We start from the raw sequence: 21,583 nt of genomic DNA on the forward strand, positions 1-21,583 counted from the left end.
CGGTTCGACATCCGAGTATGACACAGCTCCTACCTGACGAGACCGCACGGTTTGTCAGTGCCGCGGGACCCCAGCCCGACGATGTGCTGGCGGAGATGGACGAGTACGCCCACGAGCACGGCTTCCCCCACGTTGGCCCGGAGGTCGGTGGCTGGCTCCAGTTGCTCGCGCGGATGGTCGAGGCCGAGCGCGTCTTCGAGTTCGGCTCTGGCTACGGCTACTCGGCGTACTGGTTCGCCCGCGCGCTGCCCGACGATGGCGAAATCGTGCTGACCGAGTTCGACGCCGACGAGCTAGAACTGGCTCGTGAGTATCTGCGTCGTGGCGGGTTCGACAGTATGACAACCTACGAGCACGGCGACGCCATCGAAACGGTCGAGCGCTACGACGGCCCCTTCGACGTGGTGCTGGTCGACGTCCGGAAAGATCAGTATCCCGACGCCTTCGAGGCGGTTCGCGAGAAGGTTGCACCGGGCGGTATCATCGTCGCCGACAACGCGATGACGGCGGGGACGCTCGATTTCGAGGGCCTTCTGGCGGTACAGGAGGGTGCTGATCCCTCGGATCTCGACGACCAGACACGGGGAATCGCCGACTATCTGCAGGCGACACGTGATGCTCCCGAGTTTACGACTGCCGTAATGCCGGTCGGAGAAGGGATTGCCGTGAGCTATCGGTCGGAGTGACTGTCCGTATCGACGACTACTCGGATCCCATCCGTGTACTCCGGATCGATTCGCGTCGTCCAGCCGTGAACCCGAGCGAGCGCACGCACGTTCGGTAGCGCGACACCCGCTTCCGAGGTCGGGACCGCAGAGCCGTACTCGAAGTACTCCTCGAGGTCCGCTTTGATCGGTGGCGTTCCGTTACCACTCATCCGGATTTCGTCATTCGATACCTGGATCTCGACCGCGTCCGCACCGTTCCGGTCGAAGAACTCGTAGGCGCTTTTGAAAAGAGCTCGCACCCGAGCGCCGTCGGCGTCGACGTCGAGATCCCCGTCGACGGTCACGGAGAGGTCGCCCGCATCGACCTGCGTTCTGGCGGTTCGAGCAGCGTCAGCGATGTCGACGTGCTCCGTTTCCCGTGCTGTCTGCCCGTACTTTGCGAGAATCGAGAGGTCGTTGACGATGCCGGTCATGCGTGATGCCGAACCGGAAACGGCCTGCAACGAGTCGTTCGCCGTGCCGATCTGATTGTTCGTGATCGCATCGCCCGCGAGCGAGACGTGTCCTTCGATAATGGTGAGGGTGTTCCGGAGCTCGTGGGTAAGCGCCTCGGCGAAGTCGTGGAGCTGGTCGTTCTGTCGTTCGAGCTCCCGACGCCGTTTTTCGGTTTCGGTCACGTCAGTAAGCATCAGTAGCTTGCCGATCCGCGTCGCACCAAGCTCGAAGGATGTGGTCGACGCGAGATAGTAGTTCGTCGTGCCGTTCCGTTCGCGTTCGAGGATCCGCTGTTCGATGCTCTCTTCGTGCCCGACCTCGGGCAGCACCGTCTCCACCGGCTGGCCGACCGAGCCGTCCAGTTCCGGGACCAGCGTGGCTGCACGCCGGTTGAAATCACGGACCCGGTCGTCGTCGTCGAGGAAGACGGTCGCCTCATCGACCTTGTCGGTTAGCTGGACCGCCATGAATCGGTCCTGATGGACGAACAGCACGCCGATCGCGAAGATTGCGACCCCGAGCGGGGAGTAGATCATCCCGAGTAGCAGGTCGCTCTGGTACCCTACAATGTCGAACACGACGGGGAGCCCGGTAAGCACCGCAAGCCCACTGAGTGGCCTGGTATCGTACTCCGATTCGGCGAACATCTCGAGCAGCATGAACAGGCCGATCCCGGCGAGCATATACGAGAATGCCGTGGTCACCCAGTGGAACGGCTCATGAACCACGGTTAGATGGGCAAACGGAACAGTTGCTGCCTCCATGGTGTAGTACTGACTGTGAAACGGGTTGGTGAGCTTCACTGCCACGATCGCTACGTAGACAGCGACCGCCAGCCCGCGAAGCCGTCGGTTCCGGTGATACGTCCGACCGGTGTACGCCGACGCGAAGTACAGCCAGCAGCCGACCGTCGCAAAGCCGATAGTGAGCCCGACGAGATAGATCGCGTTCGTAAGCAGATCCGTTGGAGTGAGGAGATAGCCGACGTACGACAGCGACCACCCGCCTGTCGTCGTAAGCAGGGCGACGAGGCCGATTCTGGTTTCTCGATCCGTCACTTTCCGTGCCCGGAGCAAGGCGAGAAAGCAAAGAGTGGCGGCAGTGCCGAATCCGAATAAATGCAACCAAAATAACATAAATGGCGTAGTTTCCGGATCAATGATGAGTTTCCTGGGTTATAAATGTCTCCTTCACCGAGGGTCGTGCCGATACGCCGCACCCTGGCCCCGTGTACGACGCCATTGTCAGCGGTAGAACGTGCGACTTAACCGCTTCGTCGGCCTCTATACAGTCAATGGTACCAGCGATCGAAACACAGAATCTTCTCAAAGAATACGGCGATCTGCGGGCGCTGGACGAACTTTCCTTGCGGGTCGAGGAAGGCGAGTTCTTCGGACTGCTCGGTCCAAACGGTGCGGGAAAGACAACGTTCATCAACATCCTCGTTGGCCTCGCACGGAAGACCGGCGGCGACGCGTACGTCTTCGGTCACGACGTGGTCGAGGAGTACCAGCAAGCCCGGAACGCGATCGGTCTCGCGCCACAGGAGTTCAACGTCGACCGATTCTTCCCCATTCGAGAGGTACTCATGCACAAGGCGGGCTATCACGGTATTTCTGAAGACGTCGCGGCACGTCGCGCCGAGGAAGCACTTGAACGAGTCGGAATCTCCCACAAGGCCGATGAGCGGTTCGACTGGCTCTCCGGCGGGATGAAACGCCGGTTCCTGCTGGCTCGTGCCCTGGTTACCGACCCTGATCTGTTGATCCTCGACGAGCCAACGGCAGGCGTCGACGTCCAGCTCCGCCACGACATCTGGGCGGTGATTCAGGAACTAAACGAGGAGGGCACAACTGTCCTGCTGACGACGCACTACATCGAGGAAGCCGAACGTCTCTGTGATCGCGTCGCGATCGTCAACGAAGGCTCGATCCTCGACGTCGCGACACCGGGCGACCTGATGGATCGCGGGACGGACACCATCTACGTGACAGTCGGGACGGCGGTCGCAGCGACTCCCGCTGCAAGCGCCGGTGTCGCGGGTGCTGGGACAACCACGATAGAGAGTGGTCATCTGGCGGGCGAGGATCGTCTTGTCGCGCTCGACGGCGTCGAGGACGTTACTCTTGAAGACGGACGTCTGGCGATCCGTGCGGACGACGGCGGCGCACGGACACCCGCCGTCCTGAACGTTCTTGAAGAAGTGGGTCACGAGATCACTGACATCGAGATTTCACGAACCTCGCTCGAAGAAGTGTTCGTCGAGATGACCAACGAGAAACGCTCCGATCGGGAGGGGATCGAGGCGTGATCGGGATCTCGATGGGCGTTTCGACTGGGGTCCGAACGCTGCTCAAGCGCGAGATTCAGCGGTACGTCCGCCGTCCCACGAACACGTTCATGCCGCCGCTGATCACCAATATCCTGTATTTTTCGGTGTTCGGTATCATCCTCGGGGGGCGGATCGATCAGATCCAGGGTTTCGATTACATCGTCTTCATCATTCCGGGACTCGTCGTCCTCGGAACGATCTCGAACGCCTTCGAGAACGCCTCGTTCTCGATCTTCCACGGCCGCTGGAACGAGTATATCCACGAGACGCTAACCTCGCCGCTGTCGTACTCGCAGATGGTCGGCGCATACGTCGCGGCCAGCGCCCTCCGGGGACTGCTCGTCGGCGTCCTGATCGCCATCGTCGGCGTCGTCTTCACCGTCCTCAGCGGCGACTTCGCGACCATCGGTTTGGAGCAACCCGTCTACCTGATCGCCTTTATGCTCGTCATCTCGGTGCTGTTCGCCGGATTCGGCGTGATCGGCGGCCTGCTCTCGGAAGACTTCGACCACCTCACGGTGATGAATCAGTTCATCGTCCGCCCGCTGGTGTTTTTCGGCGCAGTCTTCTATTCGCTGGAGACGCTTTCGCCGCTCTGGCAGACGGTCTCCCTGCTAAACCCGATGGTGTACATGGTCGATGGCGTCCGTTATGGCTTTCTCGGCTACTCCGATGTCGACCCACAGTTCTCGCTTGTCGTTCTCACCGGGTTGACCATCGCGGTCCTGATCGTCGATGTTGGGCTCTTCCGGAACGGCTACGGGCTGACCGACTGACTCCCTCGAGTTCCCGATTGATCTCGTGTGGGGGGCGAAGACGAACTGCCGCGATCAAACGTGCGGTCTCGCCGTAAGGTCTTCGTAACGCTGCTCGTCGAGCCAGTCCAGGAGCGCCGTCAGCTGCTCGACTGCCGCCTCGAACAGCCGTTCTCCCTTTGCGGCGGTCGCATCGCGCTGGTCACCGAAGACGCCGTTGTTGGAGTTTTCGATCGCGTCGTAGAACGTCCGTGCGCCGTGGCGGCGGAGCTGCAACTCGTCCATCCGAGCAACGCCGTTCTCCGCGGCGGCGTCGAGTCGGTCTTCCCGGACGAGCTCCGGCGCGATGTGCTGGATCATCGCCGTCTCCTTTGGCCCGCCGTGCGGGCCGTTATGCTCGAACAGGCCGTCGACGAGGTCGGGAATGCTCTCGTTCCACATCCACTCGATAGCGTAGGCGGTGTCGTCCTCGTAGAGTCGGCGACCGACCTCGCGGAGATGTTCGACGTTCCCGCCGTGGGCGTTGACATAGACGATCCGATCGATGCCGTGTCCGGTGAGGCTCCGCGAGAGGCTCTCGACGTAGTCCCGGAAGGTGGCCGGATCGACCGACAGTGTTCCGTGGAACTGCCGATGATGCGAGGAGACCCCAACCATGACCGGGGGAGTGCAAAGGAAGCCGCTGCGCTCGGCTGCTTCGCGAGCCAGCGCGTCGGCGATGAGATGATCAGTTCCTTCCGGGAGATGCGGGCCGTGCTGTTCGGTCGATCCCAGCGGGACGATGGCGAGCGAGTCGCTATTACAGTATGTCCGGATATCGGGCCACGGCCGGTCGGCGAGTTGCATACTGGATAGAGAGTGGGATACCCCAAAGAAACACCGCTCTCCCCCGTCGACTGGATCTGTCGAGAACGATCAGAGCCATCGATCCGGATCACGGATTCAGCGGCGATAGAACGAGAGTGCCCTGAAAGACGGCTCTATGATCTCTTCCCTAATACTACAGAAATAAAAGTAATTCACTACAATTTTCTGAGCTAAACACTACAGTATTCGAAGTAAGGGTCCGCGGCCCGATCTGTAGACTCGACCCTGCGGCCCCGGCTCGTCGCTGTGCTCTCACAACCCATTAGGGCGTCTGTGCGGTAGTGTCGGTATGACCCCACCGCTGGTGCTGGATATCGACGGGACGCTGACGCGGGCCGACGGCGAACATGGGATCGATCCGCGTGTATTCGAACCGATCCGTGCGTGGCCCGAACCGGTCGTGATCGCCACCGGAAAGGCGTTTCCGTTTCCAGTTGCACTCTGTCAGTTTCTCGGTGTCGAGGAGCGCGTTATCGCAGAAAACGGCGGGATCGTCTACGCCGAGGAGGAACTCGCGGTAAACGGTGATCGCGATGCAGCAGACGCAGTCGTCAGGGCATTCCGGGAGCGCGGGTACGACCTCGGCTGGGACGGCCCCGATCTGGTCAACCGATGGCGAGAGACGGAGATCGCCGCGCGGTTGACGGTTCCCGGGGCCGCGCTGCGAGAGGTTGCCGCCGAGGCGGGACTGGAGGTCGTCGACACGGGCTATGCGTTCCACGTCAAAGACGCCTCGATCACCAAAGGGGAGGGGATCGAAACGATGGCGCAGCTACTGGATCGTCGTCCGGACGAGTTCGTCGCGGTCGGCGACTCGGAAAACGACGTCTCGACGTTCGAGGTGGTGGGCGAGAGCTACGCGGTTGCAAATGCCGACGATGCAGCACGCGACGCCGCCGACCACGTCACCGACGGCGTCCACGCTGCCGGTACGATGGAAGTGCTCGACAGGCTTCGGTGACGTTGTGATCTGCAGCGGTCTGATCGTCGCTCAACGTGACAGTGATTCGATTGTGTCTCCCACTGCGGCGAGACACTCTCTGAGCACTGGCGCGCCGTCGTAGAGCCAGAGGAGAAGGGTGAACGCGACGACCCCCGTCTGAATGAGTAGATAGGTCGGTGGATCGCCAGTCGTCAGTGCCGCCCAGTAGTCGACAAAATACCCCATCGTAAAATCGTATAATCCGTGTGAGTGGCCTGCATCCGGCTGGTCCGCTATTGGCCAGAGCACCACGTGAAAGCGTTCTGTCCCCCGAAAGTAGTGGGGCACGAAGTCGCCTGGAAGATGAAGTAGATAGCCGATGGCAAAGGCCAGTCCAGCACGCGAGTAGCCGAGCTGTCGGGCGAGTACTCCGGTGAAAATCGCGAATGGGACAGCAAAAAATATCGAGTGACCGAGAGCGTAGCCAGTTTCGAAGACACCGAACTGATACGCGAGGGGTTTGTCGATGAGATCCGGCAGCACCGACGCAAAGAGGACGGCGAAAGCGTCGAGTCCGCCAGGCGATTCCCGGTAGTACGTATGACAGAACAGTGAGTACGCGAGATACCCCACGGCGGCGTGTTCCCAGGGCCACATCGGTTTCGTCTGGGTGCTGTACGTGGATAGTTATTCTCCGACTGTACCGGTAAGCACCACTTTTACGATGAGGTGTGCTACCAGAAAACAGCCCCCACTCACGCGACGCGAAGGGAAGGGTTTTCGGCACGCAGTCTCCAAGCCGAGTGTAATGGGGCTAGAAGAGGAGATCGAAGAACTCCAGGAGGAGATTGCGAGCACGCCCTACAACAAGTCGACAGAGGCACATATCGGTCGACTCAAATCGAAGCTTGCGGAAAAAAAAGAGGAGCTGGAAGTCCGCCAGCAGTCCTCGGGTGGGGGTGGCGGCTATCACGTCGAGAAACACGGCGACGCCACGGTTGCGCTGGTCGGATTCCCGAGCGTCGGTAAATCGACGCTTTTGAACGCACTGACAAACGCCGACAGTGAGGTCGGCTCCTACGAATTCACGACGCTCGATGTCAACCCCGGAATGCTGGAACTCAACGGCGCAAACATCCAGATGCTGGACGTGCCGGGATTGATCGAGGGGGCGGCAAGCGGTCGCGGCGGCGGGCAGGAGGTCCTCTCGGTCGTTCGCGCGGCGGATCTGATCGTGTTCGTCCTTTCGGCGTTCGAGATAGAGCAGTACGAGCGCCTCTGTGAGGAGTTGTACAAAAACAAGATCCGGATCGACAGGGAGCCGCCACGGATCTCTATCCGACGCAAAGGGAAAGACGGGCTCAGAGTCACCTCCAGCGTGGATCAGGACCTCGACGATCGGACGATCAAGGAGGTCCTCAGAAATCATGAGTATATCAACGCCGACATCACGCTCAACGAGAGGGTCGATATCGACCGCCTGATCGATGGCATTCAGGACAACCGTGTCTACCTTCCTTCGATCGTTTCGGTCAACAAGACTGATCTGATCGACCCGAGCTATATCGATACGGTCAAAGAGAACCTCCGCGAGCACGACCTCGATCCCGAGGAAGTTACGTTCATCAGCGCCGAGAAGGAGAAGGGCCTGAATGCGTTCAAAGAGCGGATCTGGCAGGAGCTCGGTCTGATGCGAATCTACATGGACAAACCGGGCCGCGGTATCGATTACGAGGAACCGCTCGTGATCAAACAGGGGAGTACGATCGAGGACGCGACGAAGAAACTCGGCGGGGAGTTCGAAGAACGGTTCCGCTTCGCTCGCGTCACCGGTGAGAGCGCAACACACGATGGCCAGCAGGTCGGTCTGGACCACGAGCTCGCCGACGAAGACGTCCTCCGACTGATCACGCGGAAGTGAGCCCAAAATGGCCACCGGTCACGCCGGTAGGCGGCTAATCGCGCTCGTCCTGCTGGGGCTTGCGCCCTGGGTCGTCGTCCTCTTTCCCGGCCAGTTCGATCTCGTATTCTCGTGGGGCTGGGTCAACAGCCAGAACTGGAACGTGGTAACGATGTGGGACTATCTGTTCGAGTACACCAGAGGGTTCCGTGCACTGCCAGGTCATCTGCAGGCGTGGCCGATTGCGACGCTGTTGTACTGCTGTGCCCTCGGTAGTGCGGCGGGTGGGGCGGCGATCGGTCGGGAGGACCGGCGCGTCACGGCGGGGTTGCTCGTGCTCGCCGCGCTGTCGATGCTTCGGTATACGATCGGATTCAGCCACCCGACAGCGACTGTAGTCCCACTATTCATTCCCGCCGTGCTGGTCGTTTGCTGGTGGTTCTACGCTGACGCGTTGACGCCCGAGCGGATCGTCGAGGGCTGATCAGTTTGATATGGTCGAGCCAGTCGCTCAACCGGTGACGAAAAGAGAAAAAACCGCACCGCAACCACGGAGACTGGTCGTCCTCAGGCGAACTGCGCCTGACCGTCGGCTTCGAGTAGCTCCTTGTAGCGGTTGCGGATCGTCACTTCCGAGATGTCGGTGACATCGCTGACTTCGGACTGGGTGACCGATTCGTTGCAGAGCAGCGGCGCGGCGTAGACGGCTGCCGCAGCGAGGCCGACGGGGCTCTTGCCGCTGTGGATGCTCTGTTCTTTGGCGTTCTGCAGCAGTTCGCGGGCGCGGTGCTCGGCCTCGTCCGAAATGCCGAGTTCGCTGGCGAAGCGGCCGACGTACTGTTCGGGGTCGGCGGGCTGGATCTCGAGGTTGAGTTCGCGCACGATGTAGCGGTAGGTGCGTTTGAACTCCATCTCGTCGATCCGGCTCACTGTGGCGACCTCGTCGATACTCCGCGGGGTGCCGGTCTGGCGCGCCGCAGCGTACAGCGACGCTGTTGCGACGCCCTCGATCGATCGCCCCGGAAGCAGATCCTCGTTGAGCGCGCGGCGGTAGATGACGCTCGCGGTCTCCCGGACGTCCTCGGGAAGCCCGAGTGCGCTGGCCATTCGGTCGATCTCGCCGAGTGCCTGCTTGAGGTTGCGCTCCTTGCTGTCGCGGGTGCGGAAGCGTTCGTTCCACGTGCGAAGGCGCTGCATCTTCTCGCGCTGGCTCGACGACAGCTGGTTACCGTACGCGTCCTTGTTCTGCCAGCCGATGTTCGTCGAGAGACCATCGTCGTGCATCATCTTCGTCGTCGGTGCGCCGACACGGGATTTCTGGTCCTTTTCGGCCGAGTCGAACGCGCGCCACTCCGGCCCGCGGTCGATGCTGTCCTCCTCGATGACGAGGCCACACTCCTCACACACCGTCTCGCCGTGCTCCTCGTCGGCGAGGATGTCACCGCCACATTCCGGGCAATGTTCCTCTTCCTGTTCTGTCGCTCGTTCCGTCTCCTCGGTCCGGACGTTCGTTTCCTCCTGGTATTGTACTCGTGTATCAGTCATGGTTGTCTCCGTGGATTGCGGTTAGACGGCCGGTGCTGCCGGTCGGGATATCCCTAAGAAATACCGGGAAACCGCGCTCCTACTACTACATAAGATAGAAAGCCTTATAAATGTTACGGAGTTCAGGTTAGTGGACTATATATAATTATCCCTCACGAGGATCGAGAACTCGTCTCATGCTCGGAAGAGATAGGATCTGGCTTCGGCGTCGCTGACCTGTTCGAACTCCTGATAGAACTGGCCGACAGCGCCGAAGCGGTCGGGCGTCTCGACGACGACCAGCGTGTCGACCTGCTCACTGAGCTCGTCTGCGGCCGATGGTGATGCTACCGGGACAGCGAGGACAACATCGGCTGCACCAGTGCCACGAAGCTGTTGTAGACAGGCTCGAACTGTTGCACCGGTTGCGATCCCGTCGTCAACGAGGATGACTCGCCGATCAGTGGTTTCGGCCAGATCGCTCGTCCCTCGGTAGTTCCGGAGTTTCTCCCCTGCAACCGTGGCCGCATGGCGACGCTCCTGTTCGAGATACGAGTCCTCGACGTCGAGCTGGGCGATCAACTGATCGTTGTACCACGCTTCGCCGGTGCTGGCGACAGCACCGAGCGCGAGTTCCTCGTTTCCGGGTGCGCCCATCTTCTTTGCCGCAATCACGTCCAGAGGTGCGTCAAGCGCCGCTGCAACCGGTGCTGCCACCGGAAGACCGCCACGGGGGATTCCCAGCACTATATCCGCCTCGATCCCTTCTCGTTGTAGCAGTCGTGCTAGCTGCTCTCCAGCATCAGCTCTGTTCTGAAACATTCCGCGTGTGTTGTCCTACAACGGTTATCGGTAATGGTTTGAGGGGTGATTTCCGGGGGGGCTCCGGTCAGCCGTCTCGTCATCGGTGAACCTCCGGTCAGTAGTCACATCATCGCTGGGACGCCCATCTCCGGTACCATCCACCCGTTTCTCGTCCGCGAACGCGTCGGAGACGGAATCCACGACGGCATCGGTGGATGCCACCCAGGCGTCGGCGTCACGATCACTGATGGGTGGCTCTGCCGACCCGCTTTCGACAACGACAAGCGGAGTAGCAGCGTCGAGTACCAACCGACCCACGTCCGGGTCGGCCGTTTCGTCGACGAGGACCGACACATCAGCCGTGCGGGCCTGCTCTCGGGCAGTCGATAGCTGCTCATCGGTTGGTCCGGACAACGGTGTCGATGTCACGGTGTCTGCCCCCAGACTGTGAGCCGTCGACACGGCAATATCACCGTTCGGAATCGGGCCGATCGACAGGTCAAAGCCCGCGCGGTCCAGTTCGACGAGCGTCCGTGCAGCGATGTTCCCCGCCCCGAGGACGTGGATGCGCACGCCTCTCGGAGGATCGCTCTCTTCGAGTGCGCGTACTGTTTCCGCCCCTGTGACCGGATCAGGCGTAACTGCCGCTCGCACGTCGAACGTCGAGGAGACCGTTGACTCGGTGAGCACCGATTCAGGTGGTCCCGTTGCGACGACATCCCCATCGGACAGCATCACCAGCGAATCACAGTACCGCGCTGCGAGGTCGAGGTCGTGGATAGCGGCGATCGCCGCGGTGCCGTCATCGACCAGCGATCGAACCAGCTGCAGCGTCTCGATTCCATGGTTCACGTCGAGGCTCGCTGTCGGTTCATCGAGCAGCAGCGCGGGCGTCGCCTGTGCGATGGCACGCGCGAGAAGCACGCGCTGGCGCTCCCCACCGCTGATGGCATCGATCGAGCGATCGGCAAACTGCGTAGTATCGGTCCGCTCCAGTGCGTTTTCGATCGCTGTCCGGTCCTCAACCGTCATCGATTCGAACCGCCCCCGATGGGCCGTCCGCCCCATTCCGACGATCCGTCTCACATCGAAGGAAAACGAGATCGAGGTGTCCTGTGGAACGACGGCGACACGCTGGCTACCGACGCGTGAAGGCAGCGTGTGTATGTCCTCACCGTCAACGCAGACCCGTCCGCAATCCGGTGTGAGTGCCCCACTGATCGTTCGGAGTAGTGTCGTCTTCCCCGAGCCGTTCGGACCGACGAGCCCGACGAACTCCCCGGACTCGGCCGCTACTGAGACGTTGTCGAGGACGGACACGTCGTCGAACGACACGGAGACGTCATCGACGGTAATCATCGGTCCGCTCACAGTCCATGCACCTCCCGGCGAAGTAACAGGAACAGGAAAAAGGGTGCACCGATTGCGGCGGTCACGATCCCGACAGGGAGCTCGGCGGCACCGGAGCGTGCAAGGGTGTCCGCGGCGACGAGAAATGCTGCACCTGCAACCGCGCTGGTGGGGAGCAGAATCCGATGATCGGGCCCGACGAGCAGTCGCATGATGTGTGGGACGACCAGGCCGACGAAGCCGATCACACCCGAGACCGCGACCGCGGCGGCCGTGATAAGGCTCGACACCGCAAGCAACACGCGTTTCGTTCGCTCGACCTCGATACCGAGGTGCTGGGCATCCTCCTCACCGAGCAACAGTACGTTCAGATCCCGCGTGTACGCCGCAAGCACTGCAAACCCGATGATTGCGACCGGGAACGCGAAGAGGACGTGATCCCACGTGCTGTAGTGGAGATGACCCATCAGCCAGTAGACGGCCTCTTCTAAACTGTCACCCGCCCGTAACAGCAGATACGAGATCACTGCCCCAAGGAACGTCTGAACCGCGACCCCCGCAAGCAGGAGCGTTGCAACGGGCGTCCGACCGCCTTCGGTCGCCATGGCGTAGACCGCAAAGGCGGTGATCAGTGCCCCGACGAACGCGGCGAGACGGAGGTCGACGACCGCGAGCCCCGGAATCGTGATTGTGGCGACGGCCCCGACCGCGGCCCCCGACGAGACGCCGATGATCGATGGATCGGCCAGCGGGTTCCGAAAAAATCCCTGCATGACTGTGCCCGCACTGGCAAGTGCAAAGCCCACAATCGCCCCAAGCAGGATCCGGGGGAGCCGAATATTGACCACAATCGTCCGGGTCGTCTCGGCCACTGCGAAGTCGAACAGTGGTCGATACTCAAATGATGGGGACGGATACGGGAGGCTCGCACCCTGCGCAATCGTGACGTGGCCCGTATCGACAGCAATGCCGACAGGGACGGAGAGTTCATCCAGCACTGCCCGAACAACGTCGAACGTGGCGATCTCGACCGGACCGATGGTTGCGCTGACAACGATCGTGATGAGCAGTACGACACCGAGGCCAGCAGTCCAGACGGCGGTCTTGCGTAGTAATGGTGGAGTAGTCGCTGTCGGCGCTTCGTCCGTTGAGGTTTCGCCAGTCGCTGCCGAATCAGTTGCTGTCCCCACGTGTTTGCAACCTCGCTTTCATTAGACAAATATTTATTGATTACTCTGTATCGTTCATACGATGACACGAACTGGCCTACAGGTATTCGTCGCGCTGCTGGTCGTTATGGCCGGCGCAGTTGGTGCAGTCGCGCCCGGCGCTGCGACGGCAGATATGAGCGGTCAGGAACTCCAGTGTGAGTTCCCGGCGACCTTCGAGGACGCTGGCGGCGAGGAGGTACAGATCGATGAACAACCGGACGAGATCGTGACACTGAATCCGTCGGCCGCCCAGACGATGTGGGAGATCGGCGCTGAAGATCGGGTGACGGGCGTCTCCCAGTACGCGATGTACCTGGACGGCGCAGAGGAGCGCACGGACATTACAGACGAGGAGGGAGGCACCTCGGTCGAGCAGGTGATCGACCTCGAACCCGACCTCGTGCTTGCACCGAACACGATCCCCGAAGAGACGGTCGAACAGCTCCGTACTGAGGGCGATCTGACGGTCTATCACTTCGAGACGGCCACGTCGATCGACGATGTACGCGATAAAACCCAGCTGATCGGCCAGCTCGTCGGCGAGTGCGAGGGTGCCGAAGATACTGTCGCATGGATGGACGACGAACTTGAAGAGGTTGCGGACCGAATCGAGGGCGAGGAGCCAACTGTCTACTTCGAGTTCTTCGAGACGACGCCCGGACAGGACACGTTCCAGAACGACGTGATCACGGCTGCCGGTGGGGAGAACGTGGCAGCTGAAGCGGGAATCGAAGGCTGGGGACAGATGTCACAGGAGCAACTTACCGAGCAAAACCCGGAGTGGTTGCTGGTGATCGAGGGACAGGAACTCCCGACTGGTGAAGGGGTCGATCAGAGCACCGCGATGGAGGAAGAGAATGTGGTTGAGGTGACCAGCGAGCACATCCAACAGCCCGCCCCGCGTGTGGTGTATGCTGTGAGCGAGATCAACGAGCAGCTGTACGCCGAGAGCGGCGAAAACGGCGTTGCTGACGAAGAGGTAGATGACGAGGAGCCGGATGCGATCCCCGGCTTCGGCATCGCTGCTGCGCTCGTAGCCTTGTTGTCGGTCGTCGCACTTCGCCACCGATAACGCCAGTCGAGAAAACGACCTTTTTAGGTGCCGACCACCCACTGACGAGTATGGTCGAGAACGTCATCTGGCCCGCCTATCTCGATGCGGAGCTTTCCCGCTCGAAGGGGCGGCGCGTCCCACAGGACCTCGCGGTCGAAGAGCCGACGGTCGACGAGATTGCACAGGCCGTCCAGCAGGTCGGCTACGACGCCAAAATCGAACGCGACGTTGCGTATCCACGGAACCACTACACGCCGCGCGGTCGCGTGCTTGTAAAGGACAGTGAGGATTCGAAAAACGACGTCGTTCAGGCCGTCGCGGCGTACGTCTCGACGATGCGTAACTGATGCAAAGACTTGGCACCGTCGATCGAACGGCACAGGGGCTCGCAATCGCGCGTGTTTCGGGCGAGTACGAGCCCGCGATCGGCAACATGGTAATAGACGAATCGCTCGACACAATCGGACGTGTCGTCGACGTCTTCGGCCCCGTCGACCGCCCGTACGTGGCCGTTACGACTGACGATGACGTGAACCTCGCGACGCTGCTCGGCGAAAAACTTTACGTCAAGGATTAGTCGGCCTGGCCTTCCAGTTCGACGACGAGACACTCACACTGGTCGGCTTCCGGATCGAAACAGTCGGGACACTCCGCCGGCCGATCGATAATCGTATCCAGTCGATCTGCGACCGTATCGTCGATCACGCTCTCCAGTGCCCGTGCCTCTTCGCGATAGTTCTTCACTTCGAGGACGTTCGCGAGGAACCGCTCGATGATACAATACGTCTGGATGGCTTCTCGCGCCCGACCGATCCCCTCGTCGGTGAGCCGCACGCCCTTGTACTTCTCGTGGTCAGCCAGCCCCCGATCCTCTAGCTTGCCGATCATCTCGTTGACGCTCGCGGGGCTGACGTCGAGCATCTCCGCGAGCTGACCAGTCGACGCTGGGCCATCCTCGATCGTCTGGGCGAGATAGATCGTCTTGAGATACTGATCAGCGGTGTTCATTTGCGTTCCTCCATGACCCGTGTCACGTCTTCGACGCCCGCTTCCTCCTCGGCACGTATCTCGCGAAGTGTCGATAGAACCCGCTCGCGCTCGATACTGTAGGTGGCATCGCTCGCCTCGATCGCCTCAATTAGATCGTCGTAAAACTTGTAGGCGGTCTCTTCGTTACAGAGCTGATCGTACAGCAGTCCGTCGAAGTCTTCGGGCTGATTCTGGGCGTAGTGTTCCCGAACGAGCACCTCGATTTCGTCGTAGGAGACCGTCTCAGCGTCCATCTCGTCGACAAGCGCCTCCAGCCGTTTTCGGTGGTCTTCTGACTCCTCGACCGCGTGTTCGAGCAGGTCCTCGATCGAATCGTCGAGTGCCGCTCGCTCGTCGGGCGAGAGCGATTCTAGATGCGAGTGTGCTCGTGCCTCGACGACCTCCTCCAGCACGACTCCGATCTGGAGGAGCCGGGCGAGCTGGTGATCCGACGAGACCCGCTGGCCGAGACTCATACACGCAGGTCAGTGTCCAGTCTACTTAACTCTCCTTTTCTCTCCTGTCCACACCGGGGGCCGGGTCACAGTAGCGCTTCCAGAAAGTACGTCTGGGCCACGAGGGCACACGAAGCGAGCGCGTTTCGCACGGGGACTCCTGACTCGACCGTCCACGGTTATAGCCAATCGGGCGTTGTCCCTGAATTTTATAGTGCTGACGCGACCTCTCCCTGTATGGACAGGCCGACCGATACTAGTGGGGGCGCGACTGAAGGAGACCCTCCAGCAGTCGACGATGTCGAGATGACCGAGGAGGCCACCGTTCACGACGACACCGAACTCGAACGAACGATCGGCCTCGTCGGTGGTCTCGCGATCGGTGTCGGGACGATGATCGGTGCCGGGATTTTCGTCTTTCCCGGACTCGCAGCGGGTGAAGCAGGCCCGGCTGCTGCACTGTCCTTCGCGATCGGAGGCGTAGTCGCCCTGCTGGTCGCCTTGCCAGCCTCGGAGCTGGCGACCGCGATGCCCAGAAGCGGCGGGGGCTACTACTTCATTTCCCGCGGGCTCGGGTCGGTGTACGGCGCAATCGTCGGGATCAGTCTCTGGCTGGGACTGGTGTTCGCGTCGGCGTTCTACCTCGTTGGGTTCGGCGAGTACGCCGGGGCGGCGCTAGCTGAAATCGGCATCTCTTTGCCCGGCTCAGCGAGCATCGCTCTCGGGGTTGCGTTCGGCGTCATCCTCACTGCCCTCAGCGCAACTGGTACCGAAAACGCCGCGAAACTCCAGAACCTCATTGTCGGCTTTCTCCTCCTGATACTGTCGGTCTTTTTGACCTACGGCTCGCTTGATGCTCTGGGAGTGTTCGGTGCCGAATCGACGCCCGAGACCTTCGCTCCGGAGGGCCAACTCGCCATTCTAACGACCGCAGCGCTGGTCTTTACATCCTACCTCGGGTTCGCTCAGATCGCCACCGTCGCGGGGGAGATCAAATCCCCCTCCCGTAATCTCCCGCTCGCGATGGTCGGTTCGGTGCTGATCGTGACCGTTTTCTACGTCGTGACGATCTTCGTTGCGACAAGCACGCTGGGGAGCGAAGCCCTGGACGGCTTCGGCGAGACCGCGATGGTAGAGGTCGGCCGCGAGTTCTTCGGCACGGGTGGCGCGGTCGCGATCCTGCTCGCCGGGCTACTTGCGACGTTTTCCAGCGCAAACGCATCGATCCTCAGTTCGTCGCGGGCGATCTACGCCCTGAGCAAGGACGCGTTGCTTCCCGCCAAGGCTAGCGAAATCAACCTCCGCTATGGGACACCACACATCGCGCTCGCGCTTGCGGGCGGGCCGATCGTCGTCCTGACTGCCACCGGACAGGTCGAACTGCTCGCGGAGGTCGCCTCCTTCCTCCATCTCGTCATGTATGGGCTGATCTGTATCGCGTTGATCGTACTCCGGCGGAATCCCCCGGACTGGTACGATCCCGATTACCGGATGCCCGGCTACCCGCTGTTGCCGGCAGTCGGTGCCGTCTCGAGCTTCGGTCTGATCGCGTTCATGGGCCGGGTCTCCATTGCGGTCGGCGGCATCATCATGGTGATGGCGGTCGTCTGGCACCGCTACTACGCACGCGAAGTTCGACTCAGAGGTGTACTATGAAACCCACAATCATCGTTCCGGTGCGCGTACTCGAAGGCGAAGGTATCGAACAGGGCGTCGTCGAGCTGCTGGCTAACGCTCGCGTCGTGCTGGTCGGGTATCACGTCCTGCCCGAACAGACGGCTCCCGGGCAGGCCAGAGAACAGTTCGAAGAACGAGCACAGAACCGACTCACTGATATAGCCGAGCAGTTCGAAGGGGTTGGGGCCACGGTCGAAAAGCGGATGGTCTTCACACAGGATTCCGACCAGTCGATCGACCGGGTCGCAGAGGAAGTCGACGCCGACGCGACGATGGTGCTGAACCCGGCCACCGAGATGAAAGACGTCTTGGTTGCCGTCCGTGGCGACGTCATCCTCGATCGAATCGTCGACGTTGTCGGTGGTCTCCTGCACAGGACGGACATTTCGGTTACACTCTTGCACGTCGCAACGCCGGACAGCGATATCGATGGAACCGCGCTGCTCGACGAAACCAGTGCTGTCCTGCAGGAGGCGGGCGTCTCCGACGACCGGGTCGAGTCACGGATCGAAACCTCAGGCACCCCCCTTGATCGGATCGCGGAGATCGCCAACAACTACGACGCGATCGTTCTCGGTGAGTCCAACCCGTCCGTGACGACGTTCCTGTTCGGAGAGACGAGTCAGAAGGTCGCAGAACGGTTCATGCTACCTGTCGTCAGGATTCGGCAACCGCGTGACATCGAAGACGCTGACGCTGAAATCGCCGAAGCAGCCGAGGAGGCGACAGATGACGGTGAAGACGAGATAGATGGCGAGGAGTCCGAATGAGAGCAGTCGCTATCTGCGTGGTCGAATAAAATAATCCAAAAGTTCTCTTTTCGCGTCAGTCCCGCAGCCGCTGTTTGACGTTCGCTTTGAGGTCCTCGCGGAGTTCGTCGACAGCAACCTCTTCGAGAACGGGGACGAAGAAGCCTTCCACGAGCATGTCCGTGGCCTGCTGTTCGTCGATACCGCGCGAGGTCATGTACAGGAGCTCCTCGGCATCGACCTGACCGACCGTCGCGGAGTGGCTCGCCTCGGTGTCGTGGTTGTTGATGATCAGCTTCGGGGAGGCGTCGGCCTCGCTCTCGTCGCTGAGCATCAGCGTGTTCTCGCGCTGGTAGGAGCTGGTGTCCCACGCGTCGCGGCCCACGTCCTGGACGCCCTCGTAGACCGTCCGGGCGACATCGTCGATGACGCCGCGGGTCACGAGGTCGGCGGTCGTGTGCTCGCCACGGTGCCAGACCTTGACGTCAAGATCGAAGTGCTGGTCGTTGTGCCCGAAGAAGGCACCGACGATCTGGGACTCAGAGGAGTCGCCGTTGAGTTCGGTCGAGACCTCGGTCTTCGTCAGGCGTGAGCCGATATTGCCCTCGATCCAGTTGATCTTGCTGTACGTGCCAGCGTCGCCGCGCTTGAGCGTGAAGTTGTACGTCTCCTCCGAGAGGTTCTGGAGGGAGCCGTACTGAACCTGTGCGTTCTCGGCAGCGTCGATCTCGACGATCCCGCTGTAGTAGCGCTCTCCCTCAACGTGCTCGCCAGTGGATTGTCGCTCCAGAATCGTCACCGAGGAGGATTCCTCGGCGACGACCAGCGTGTAGTTGAACAGCGAACGGCTGTTCATCTCGGTCCGGATTTTCACGTCCTCTGCGTCGACGCCCTCGGGCACGTAGACGACTGTTCCGGTGCTGAAGAGAGCAGTCGAGAGCGCGGTGAGGTAGTTCTCCTGCGGGTCGACGATCGAGCCAAAGCGCTCTTCGAGGAGTTCCTCGTGTTCGGCAAGCGCTTCGCTCCACGAGAGAACGTCGACCTCGTCGGGGCCGACCTGATCTTTCGTTTCGGCGGCGTTCAGCGGATCGACGAGACTCTCGTAGTCGAGGTCCTCGAGGTTCGTCCACTTGCGGCCGGGCGTCTGGATGACCGACGGCATCGGGAGGTCATCGAGCGCCGCAAGGGCGTCGAGACGCGTCTCGAGGAGCCAGTCGGGCTCGTCGAGTTCGTCGGAGATCTGGCGAACGGTGCTTTCGTCGATTGTGGCGTGTACCTGCGTAGACATATTATCCGAGCGACCCCTCCATCTCGAGCTCGATGAGTCGGTTGAGCTCGACTGCATACTCGATCGGCAGTTCCTCCGTGATCGGCTCGATGAAGCCCGAGACGATCATCTGTTTGGCGTCGTCATCGTCGAGACCGCGCGACTGGAGATAGAAGATATCCTCGTCGCCGATTTTGCCGACAGTCGCCTCGTGGGCGACGTTGACTTTCGACTCCTCGATCTCCATGTACGGCATCGTGTCGCTGGTCGACTCGTTGTCGAACATCAGGGCGTCACATTCGACGGCAGTCGAGGAGTTCTCCGCTCCGTCTGCGATCTGGACGAGGCCGCGGTAGTTGGTGCGGCCGCCATCTTTCGCGATGGACTTCGACTCGATGGTCGATTTCGTGTTCGGCGCGTTGTGGTAGACCTTCGCGCCAGTGTCGATGTCCTGACCCTCGCCCGCGAAGGCGATGGTGATGTGGTTATCGGTCGCGCCACGGCCCTTGAGGATCGAAGAGGGATACAGCATCGTGGCCTTCGAGCCCATCGATCCGGAGATCCACTCCATCGTGCCGTTCTTTTCGACGATGGCGCGCTTGGTGTTGAGGTTGTACGTGCTTCGCGACCAGTTCTGGACGGTCGAGTACTGGACGTGGGCGTCCTCCTTGACGAACACTTCGACGCCGCCGGAGTGGAGGTTGAAGTGCGAATACTTCGGTGCCGAACAGCCCTCGATGTAGTGGACCTCGCTTCCTTCCTCGGCCACGATGAGCGTGTGCTCGAACTGGCCCATCCCTTCGCTGTTCATGCGGAAGTACGCCTGGACTGGCATCTCGACCTGCACGTCCTCGGGGACGTAGACGAACGAGCCGCCGGACCAGACTGCGCCGTGCAGCGCGGCGAACTTGTTGTCGCTCGGGGGGACACAGGAGGTCATGAAGTACTCCTTCACGATCTCGGGGTGCTCCTGGACCGCGCGGTCCATATTCATGAAGATGACCCCTTTGTCCTCCCACTCTTCTTTCATATTCTGGTAGACGACCTCGGACTCGTACTGTGCGCCGACGCCCGAAAGCGCCTCCTTCTCGGCTTCCGGGATGCCGAGTTTGTCGAAGGTGTCTTTGATCTCGTCCGGCAGGTTCTCCCAGTCGTCGGTTCCTTCACGGAGTTCGACGTCGGGACGGATGTAGGGGACGATCTTGTTGATGTCGACCTCCGAGAGGTCGGGCATCGCCGGCCAGTCGGTTGGCATCGGCATCTCCTGGAAGACCTCGAGCGCGCGAAGGCGCCGCTCGAGCATCCAGTCGGGTTCGTCCTTGTCCTCGGACATCAGCCTGATCGTCTCTTCGTTCAGGCCCTTTTCCGCGGTTACTGCTGCTTTGTGCTCGTTTTTGAACGCAAAGCGGTCTTCGGTGTTGGTCTGTTTGAGGTGGTCTTGATCTGAGCTCATTGGTTTGAATTACGTGTGGTTGCTTATAGGCCTACTTCTAGTCGGAACTGTTTACGCGGTCTCGTAGACCTCTTCGCGGACCCAGTCGTAGCCCTCGTCCTCGAGTTTCTCTGCCAGTTCAGCATCGCCGCTTTTGGCGATCTTGCCATCGAGCATGATGTGGACGTGATCGGGCTCTACGTAGTCGAGGATCCGCTGGTAGTGAGTGATCTGGAGGATACCGGTACCCTGCGCGTCGCGCAAGGCGTTGATCCCGTTCGAGACATCCTGAAGCCGGTCGATGTCGAGCCCCGAGTCGATCTCGTCGAGGACGGCGATCGAGGGTTCGAGAATTGCGGCCTGAAGGACCTCGTTTTGCTTCTTTTCCCCGCCGGAGAAGCCAGCATTGAGATATCGGTGGGCGAACTTCTCGTCCATCTCTAGCTGTTCCATCTTCTCGCGGAGGATCTCCTGGAACTCGGAGACGCCGATGTCGCCCTCGTCAGCCGGGCCCTCCATCGGCGAGGTTTCGTAGCCTTCGTCTTCCTCGCTCTCTGCTTCTTCTTCGTCGTCTTCCTCGAACAGCTCTTCACGCTCCTCGATCTTGGCGTTGAGCGCCGTTCGGAGGAAGTTCGTCATCGTGACGCCCTCGATCTCGGCCGGATACTGGAATCCGAGGAAGATGCCGAGTGCAGCGCGCTCGTTGGGTTCGAGCTCAAGGAGGTTCCACGTCTGGAGTTCCTCGTCGATCTCGATCTCATCACCAAACTCGCCCTCTTCGAGGTGGAGGAGCACCTCGCCCTCCGTTACTTCGTAGGCGGGGTGTCCGGCGATTACCTTCGCCGTAGTCGACTTCCCACTACCGTTGGGGCCCATCAGGGCGTGGATCTCGCCGGATTTGACTTCGAGATCGACGCCGTCGAGGATCTTCTCGCCGTCTTCTTCCGCCACTTTCGCGTGCAGATTGTTGAGTTGAAGCGTAGCCATTGATATGTACCTCTGTCATCCGTACGGTGGGTAGCGCCACCCATAATGGTTTCGGATTTCAGGCAATCAATTTACGTTCGAGAAAAATACTTTTGCAAAACAGGA

Annotated in this window: 23 protein-coding genes; 11 read left to right on the top strand and 12 right to left on the bottom strand. The window is 60.8% G+C overall.

What is annotated here, in order from left to right:
- The first annotated feature begins 17 nt into the window (after positions 1-17).
- Positions 18-686 (top strand): O-methyltransferase, encoded by a 669-nt coding sequence (locus AArcSt11_RS15455; protein ID WP_250598412.1) that lies wholly within the window; start codon positions 18-20, stop codon positions 684-686.
- On the opposite strand, the gene AArcSt11_RS15460 is transcribed toward AArcSt11_RS15455, so the two are convergent.
- A complete protein-coding gene (locus AArcSt11_RS15460) occupies positions 671-2,299 on the bottom strand; it encodes a sensor histidine kinase (protein WP_254714874.1) in 1,629 nt (542 codons plus the stop codon). The genes AArcSt11_RS15455 and AArcSt11_RS15460 overlap by 16 nt on opposite strands.
- 158 nt (positions 2,300-2,457) lie before the next feature.
- On the opposite strand from AArcSt11_RS15460, the gene AArcSt11_RS15465 reads away from it, so the two are divergent.
- Both AArcSt11_RS15465 and AArcSt11_RS15470 read left to right on the top strand, forming a co-directional pair.
- Positions 2,458-3,474, top strand: coding sequence for an ABC transporter ATP-binding protein (locus AArcSt11_RS15465; RefSeq protein ID WP_250598414.1), 1,017 nt, complete (start codon positions 2,458-2,460; stop codon positions 3,472-3,474).
- Between the two features lie 11 nt (positions 3,475-3,485).
- A complete protein-coding gene (locus AArcSt11_RS15470) occupies positions 3,486-4,271 on the top strand; it encodes an ABC transporter permease (RefSeq protein ID WP_250598470.1) in 786 nt (261 codons plus the stop codon).
- 54 nt (positions 4,272-4,325) lie between these two features.
- Here AArcSt11_RS15470 and AArcSt11_RS15475 read toward each other — a convergent pair whose 3' ends face one another.
- On the bottom strand, positions 4,326-5,096 hold the full coding sequence (locus AArcSt11_RS15475; RefSeq protein ID WP_250598415.1) for a creatininase family protein: 771 nt from the start codon (positions 5,094-5,096) through the stop codon (positions 4,326-4,328).
- A gap of 310 nt (positions 5,097-5,406) precedes the next feature.
- Between AArcSt11_RS15475 and AArcSt11_RS15480 the strand changes: the two genes are divergently transcribed.
- Positions 5,407-6,078, top strand: coding sequence for a phosphoglycolate phosphatase (locus AArcSt11_RS15480; RefSeq protein WP_250598416.1), 672 nt, complete (start codon positions 5,407-5,409; stop codon positions 6,076-6,078).
- Between the two features lie 30 nt (positions 6,079-6,108).
- Here the strand turns inward: AArcSt11_RS15480 and AArcSt11_RS15485 are convergent, their stop codons facing one another.
- Positions 6,109-6,696, bottom strand: coding sequence for a metal-dependent hydrolase (locus AArcSt11_RS15485; protein WP_250598418.1), 588 nt, complete (start codon positions 6,694-6,696; stop codon positions 6,109-6,111).
- 151 nt (positions 6,697-6,847) lie between these two features.
- On the opposite strand from AArcSt11_RS15485, the gene AArcSt11_RS15490 reads away from it, so the two are divergent.
- Together AArcSt11_RS15490 and AArcSt11_RS15495 are read left to right on the top strand one after the other, a co-directional pair.
- Positions 6,848-7,960: an OBG GTPase family GTP-binding protein gene (locus tag AArcSt11_RS15490; RefSeq protein WP_250598420.1), complete on the top strand. Its 1,113-nt coding sequence runs from the start codon at positions 6,848-6,850 to the stop codon at positions 7,958-7,960.
- Positions 7,961-7,967: 7 nt separating this feature from the next.
- Positions 7,968-8,423 carry a TIGR04206 family protein gene (locus AArcSt11_RS15495; RefSeq protein WP_250598422.1) on the top strand — a complete coding sequence of 152 codons (456 nt, stop codon included), beginning with the start codon at positions 7,968-7,970 and terminating at the stop codon, positions 8,421-8,423.
- 83 nt (positions 8,424-8,506) lie between these two features.
- On the opposite strand, the gene AArcSt11_RS15500 is transcribed toward AArcSt11_RS15495, so the two are convergent.
- The 4 genes from AArcSt11_RS15500 to btuC all read right to left on the bottom strand — a co-directional run bounded on the left by AArcSt11_RS15500 (position 8,507) and on the right by btuC (position 12,807).
- Positions 8,507-9,484, bottom strand: a complete 978-nt coding sequence (locus tag AArcSt11_RS15500) for a transcription initiation factor IIB (RefSeq protein WP_250598424.1) — start codon at positions 9,482-9,484, stop codon at positions 8,507-8,509.
- A gap of 174 nt (positions 9,485-9,658) precedes the next feature.
- Complete coding sequence (locus tag AArcSt11_RS15505) at positions 9,659-10,285, bottom strand: phosphoribosyltransferase (protein ID WP_250598426.1); 627 nt, start codon at positions 10,283-10,285, stop codon at positions 9,659-9,661.
- A 24-nt stretch (positions 10,286-10,309) separates the two neighbouring features.
- Positions 10,310-11,638 carry an ATP-binding cassette domain-containing protein gene (locus tag AArcSt11_RS15510; protein ID WP_250598428.1) on the bottom strand — a complete coding sequence of 443 codons (1,329 nt, stop codon included), beginning with the start codon at positions 11,636-11,638 and terminating at the stop codon, positions 10,310-10,312.
- Positions 11,635-12,807: a vitamin B12 ABC transporter permease BtuC gene (btuC, locus tag AArcSt11_RS15515; RefSeq protein WP_353617818.1), complete on the bottom strand. Its 1,173-nt coding sequence runs from the start codon at positions 12,805-12,807 to the stop codon at positions 11,635-11,637. The genes AArcSt11_RS15510 and btuC overlap by 4 nt, the downstream gene beginning before the upstream one ends.
- Positions 12,808-12,868: 61 nt before the next feature.
- Between btuC and AArcSt11_RS15520 the strand changes: the two genes are divergently transcribed.
- From AArcSt11_RS15520 to AArcSt11_RS15530, 3 genes are read left to right on the top strand one after another with little or no spacing between them, the layout of a single operon-like run.
- The gene (locus tag AArcSt11_RS15520; RefSeq protein ID WP_250598430.1) at positions 12,869-13,900 is read left to right on the top strand and encodes a PGF-CTERM-anchored ABC transporter substrate-binding protein; all 1,032 of its coding nucleotides are present in this window, start codon (positions 12,869-12,871) and stop codon (positions 13,898-13,900) included.
- 50 nt (positions 13,901-13,950) lie between these two features.
- Entirely contained in the window at positions 13,951-14,229 is a 279-nt protein-coding gene (gene srp19 / locus AArcSt11_RS15525) for a signal recognition particle subunit SRP19 (protein ID WP_250598432.1), read from the top strand.
- Positions 14,229-14,459, top strand: a complete 231-nt coding sequence (locus tag AArcSt11_RS15530) for an H/ACA ribonucleoprotein complex subunit GAR1 (protein WP_250598434.1) — start codon at positions 14,229-14,231, stop codon at positions 14,457-14,459. The genes srp19 and AArcSt11_RS15530 overlap by 1 nt, the downstream gene beginning before the upstream one ends.
- Here AArcSt11_RS15530 and AArcSt11_RS15535 read toward each other — a convergent pair.
- The gene (locus AArcSt11_RS15535; RefSeq protein WP_250598436.1) at positions 14,456-14,890 is read right to left on the bottom strand and encodes a metal-dependent transcriptional regulator; all 435 of its coding nucleotides are present in this window, start codon (positions 14,888-14,890) and stop codon (positions 14,456-14,458) included. The two genes, AArcSt11_RS15530 and AArcSt11_RS15535, sit on opposite strands and share 4 nt — an antisense overlap.
- Positions 14,887-15,387: a ferritin-like domain-containing protein gene (locus AArcSt11_RS15540; RefSeq protein ID WP_250598438.1), complete on the bottom strand. Its 501-nt coding sequence runs from the start codon at positions 15,385-15,387 to the stop codon at positions 14,887-14,889. Before AArcSt11_RS15540 ends, AArcSt11_RS15535 begins: the two co-directional genes overlap by 4 nt.
- Before the next feature lie 216 nt (positions 15,388-15,603).
- Between AArcSt11_RS15540 and AArcSt11_RS15545 the strand changes: the two genes are divergently transcribed.
- Together AArcSt11_RS15545 and AArcSt11_RS15550 are read left to right on the top strand one after the other, a co-directional pair.
- Complete coding sequence (locus AArcSt11_RS15545) at positions 15,604-17,022, top strand: APC family permease (RefSeq protein WP_250598440.1); 1,419 nt, start codon at positions 15,604-15,606, stop codon at positions 17,020-17,022.
- A complete protein-coding gene (locus AArcSt11_RS15550; protein ID WP_238479606.1) occupies positions 17,019-17,813 on the top strand; it encodes a universal stress protein in 795 nt (264 codons plus the stop codon). Before AArcSt11_RS15545 ends, AArcSt11_RS15550 begins: the two co-directional genes overlap by 4 nt.
- Positions 17,814-17,868: 55 nt before the next feature.
- Here the strand turns inward: AArcSt11_RS15550 and sufD are convergent, their stop codons facing one another.
- From sufD to sufC, 3 genes are read right to left on the bottom strand one after another with little or no spacing between them, the layout of a single operon-like run.
- Positions 17,869-19,080, bottom strand: a complete 1,212-nt coding sequence (gene sufD, locus AArcSt11_RS15555; RefSeq protein WP_238479605.1) for a Fe-S cluster assembly protein SufD — start codon at positions 19,078-19,080, stop codon at positions 17,869-17,871.
- Position 19,081: 1 nt separating this feature from the next.
- Entirely contained in the window at positions 19,082-20,512 is a 1,431-nt protein-coding gene (gene sufB, locus AArcSt11_RS15560) for a Fe-S cluster assembly protein SufB (protein ID WP_250598442.1), read from the bottom strand.
- Between the two features lie 51 nt (positions 20,513-20,563).
- Complete coding sequence (sufC, locus tag AArcSt11_RS15565; protein ID WP_250598444.1) at positions 20,564-21,478, bottom strand: Fe-S cluster assembly ATPase SufC; 915 nt, start codon at positions 21,476-21,478, stop codon at positions 20,564-20,566.
- Positions 21,479-21,583: the final 105 nt, after the last annotated feature.

Origin of the sequence: Natranaeroarchaeum aerophilus, from assembly GCF_023638055.1 — an archaeon.
GTDB classification, from domain to species: Archaea; Halobacteriota; Halobacteria; order Halobacteriales; family Natronoarchaeaceae; genus Natranaeroarchaeum; species Natranaeroarchaeum aerophilum.

Coding starts and splice junctions, on each gene's coding strand:
- sufB (WP_250598442.1), bottom strand. CDS start 20,512: ATGAGCTCAGATCAAGACCACCTCAAACAGACCAACACCGAAGACCGC.
- AArcSt11_RS15540 (WP_250598438.1), bottom strand. CDS start 15,387: ATGAGTCTCGGCCAGCGGGTCTCGTCGGATCACCAGCTCGCCCGGCTC.
- AArcSt11_RS15535 (WP_250598436.1), bottom strand. CDS start 14,890: ATGAACACCGCTGATCAGTATCTCAAGACGATCTATCTCGCCCAGACG.
- AArcSt11_RS15520 (WP_250598430.1), top strand. CDS start 12,869: ATGACACGAACTGGCCTACAGGTATTCGTCGCGCTGCTGGTCGTTATG.
- AArcSt11_RS15480 (WP_250598416.1), top strand. CDS start 5,407: ATGACCCCACCGCTGGTGCTGGATATCGACGGGACGCTGACGCGGGCC.
- AArcSt11_RS15495 (WP_250598422.1), top strand. CDS start 7,968: ATGGCCACCGGTCACGCCGGTAGGCGGCTAATCGCGCTCGTCCTGCTG.
- AArcSt11_RS15470 (WP_250598470.1), top strand. CDS start 3,486: ATGGGCGTTTCGACTGGGGTCCGAACGCTGCTCAAGCGCGAGATTCAG.
- AArcSt11_RS15475 (WP_250598415.1), bottom strand. CDS start 5,096: ATGCAACTCGCCGACCGGCCGTGGCCCGATATCCGGACATACTGTAAT.
- AArcSt11_RS15455 (WP_250598412.1), top strand. CDS start 18: ATGACACAGCTCCTACCTGACGAGACCGCACGGTTTGTCAGTGCCGCG.
- AArcSt11_RS15465 (WP_250598414.1), top strand. CDS start 2,458: ATGGTACCAGCGATCGAAACACAGAATCTTCTCAAAGAATACGGCGAT.
- sufC (WP_250598444.1), bottom strand. CDS start 21,478: ATGGCTACGCTTCAACTCAACAATCTGCACGCGAAAGTGGCGGAAGAA.
- AArcSt11_RS15530 (WP_250598434.1), top strand. CDS start 14,229: ATGCAAAGACTTGGCACCGTCGATCGAACGGCACAGGGGCTCGCAATC.
- AArcSt11_RS15505 (WP_250598426.1), bottom strand. CDS start 10,285: ATGTTTCAGAACAGAGCTGATGCTGGAGAGCAGCTAGCACGACTGCTA.
- AArcSt11_RS15545 (WP_250598440.1), top strand. CDS start 15,604: ATGGACAGGCCGACCGATACTAGTGGGGGCGCGACTGAAGGAGACCCT.
- AArcSt11_RS15485 (WP_250598418.1), bottom strand. CDS start 6,696: ATGTGGCCCTGGGAACACGCCGCCGTGGGGTATCTCGCGTACTCACTG.
- sufD (WP_238479605.1), bottom strand. CDS start 19,080: ATGTCTACGCAGGTACACGCCACAATCGACGAAAGCACCGTTCGCCAG.
- AArcSt11_RS15490 (WP_250598420.1), top strand. CDS start 6,848: ATGGGGCTAGAAGAGGAGATCGAAGAACTCCAGGAGGAGATTGCGAGC.
- AArcSt11_RS15550 (WP_238479606.1), top strand. CDS start 17,019: ATGAAACCCACAATCATCGTTCCGGTGCGCGTACTCGAAGGCGAAGGT.
- AArcSt11_RS15460 (WP_254714874.1), bottom strand. CDS start 2,299: ATGTTATTTTGGTTGCATTTATTCGGATTCGGCACTGCCGCCACTCTT.
- srp19 (WP_250598432.1), top strand. CDS start 13,951: ATGGTCGAGAACGTCATCTGGCCCGCCTATCTCGATGCGGAGCTTTCC.
- AArcSt11_RS15500 (WP_250598424.1), bottom strand. CDS start 9,484: ATGACTGATACACGAGTACAATACCAGGAGGAAACGAACGTCCGGACC.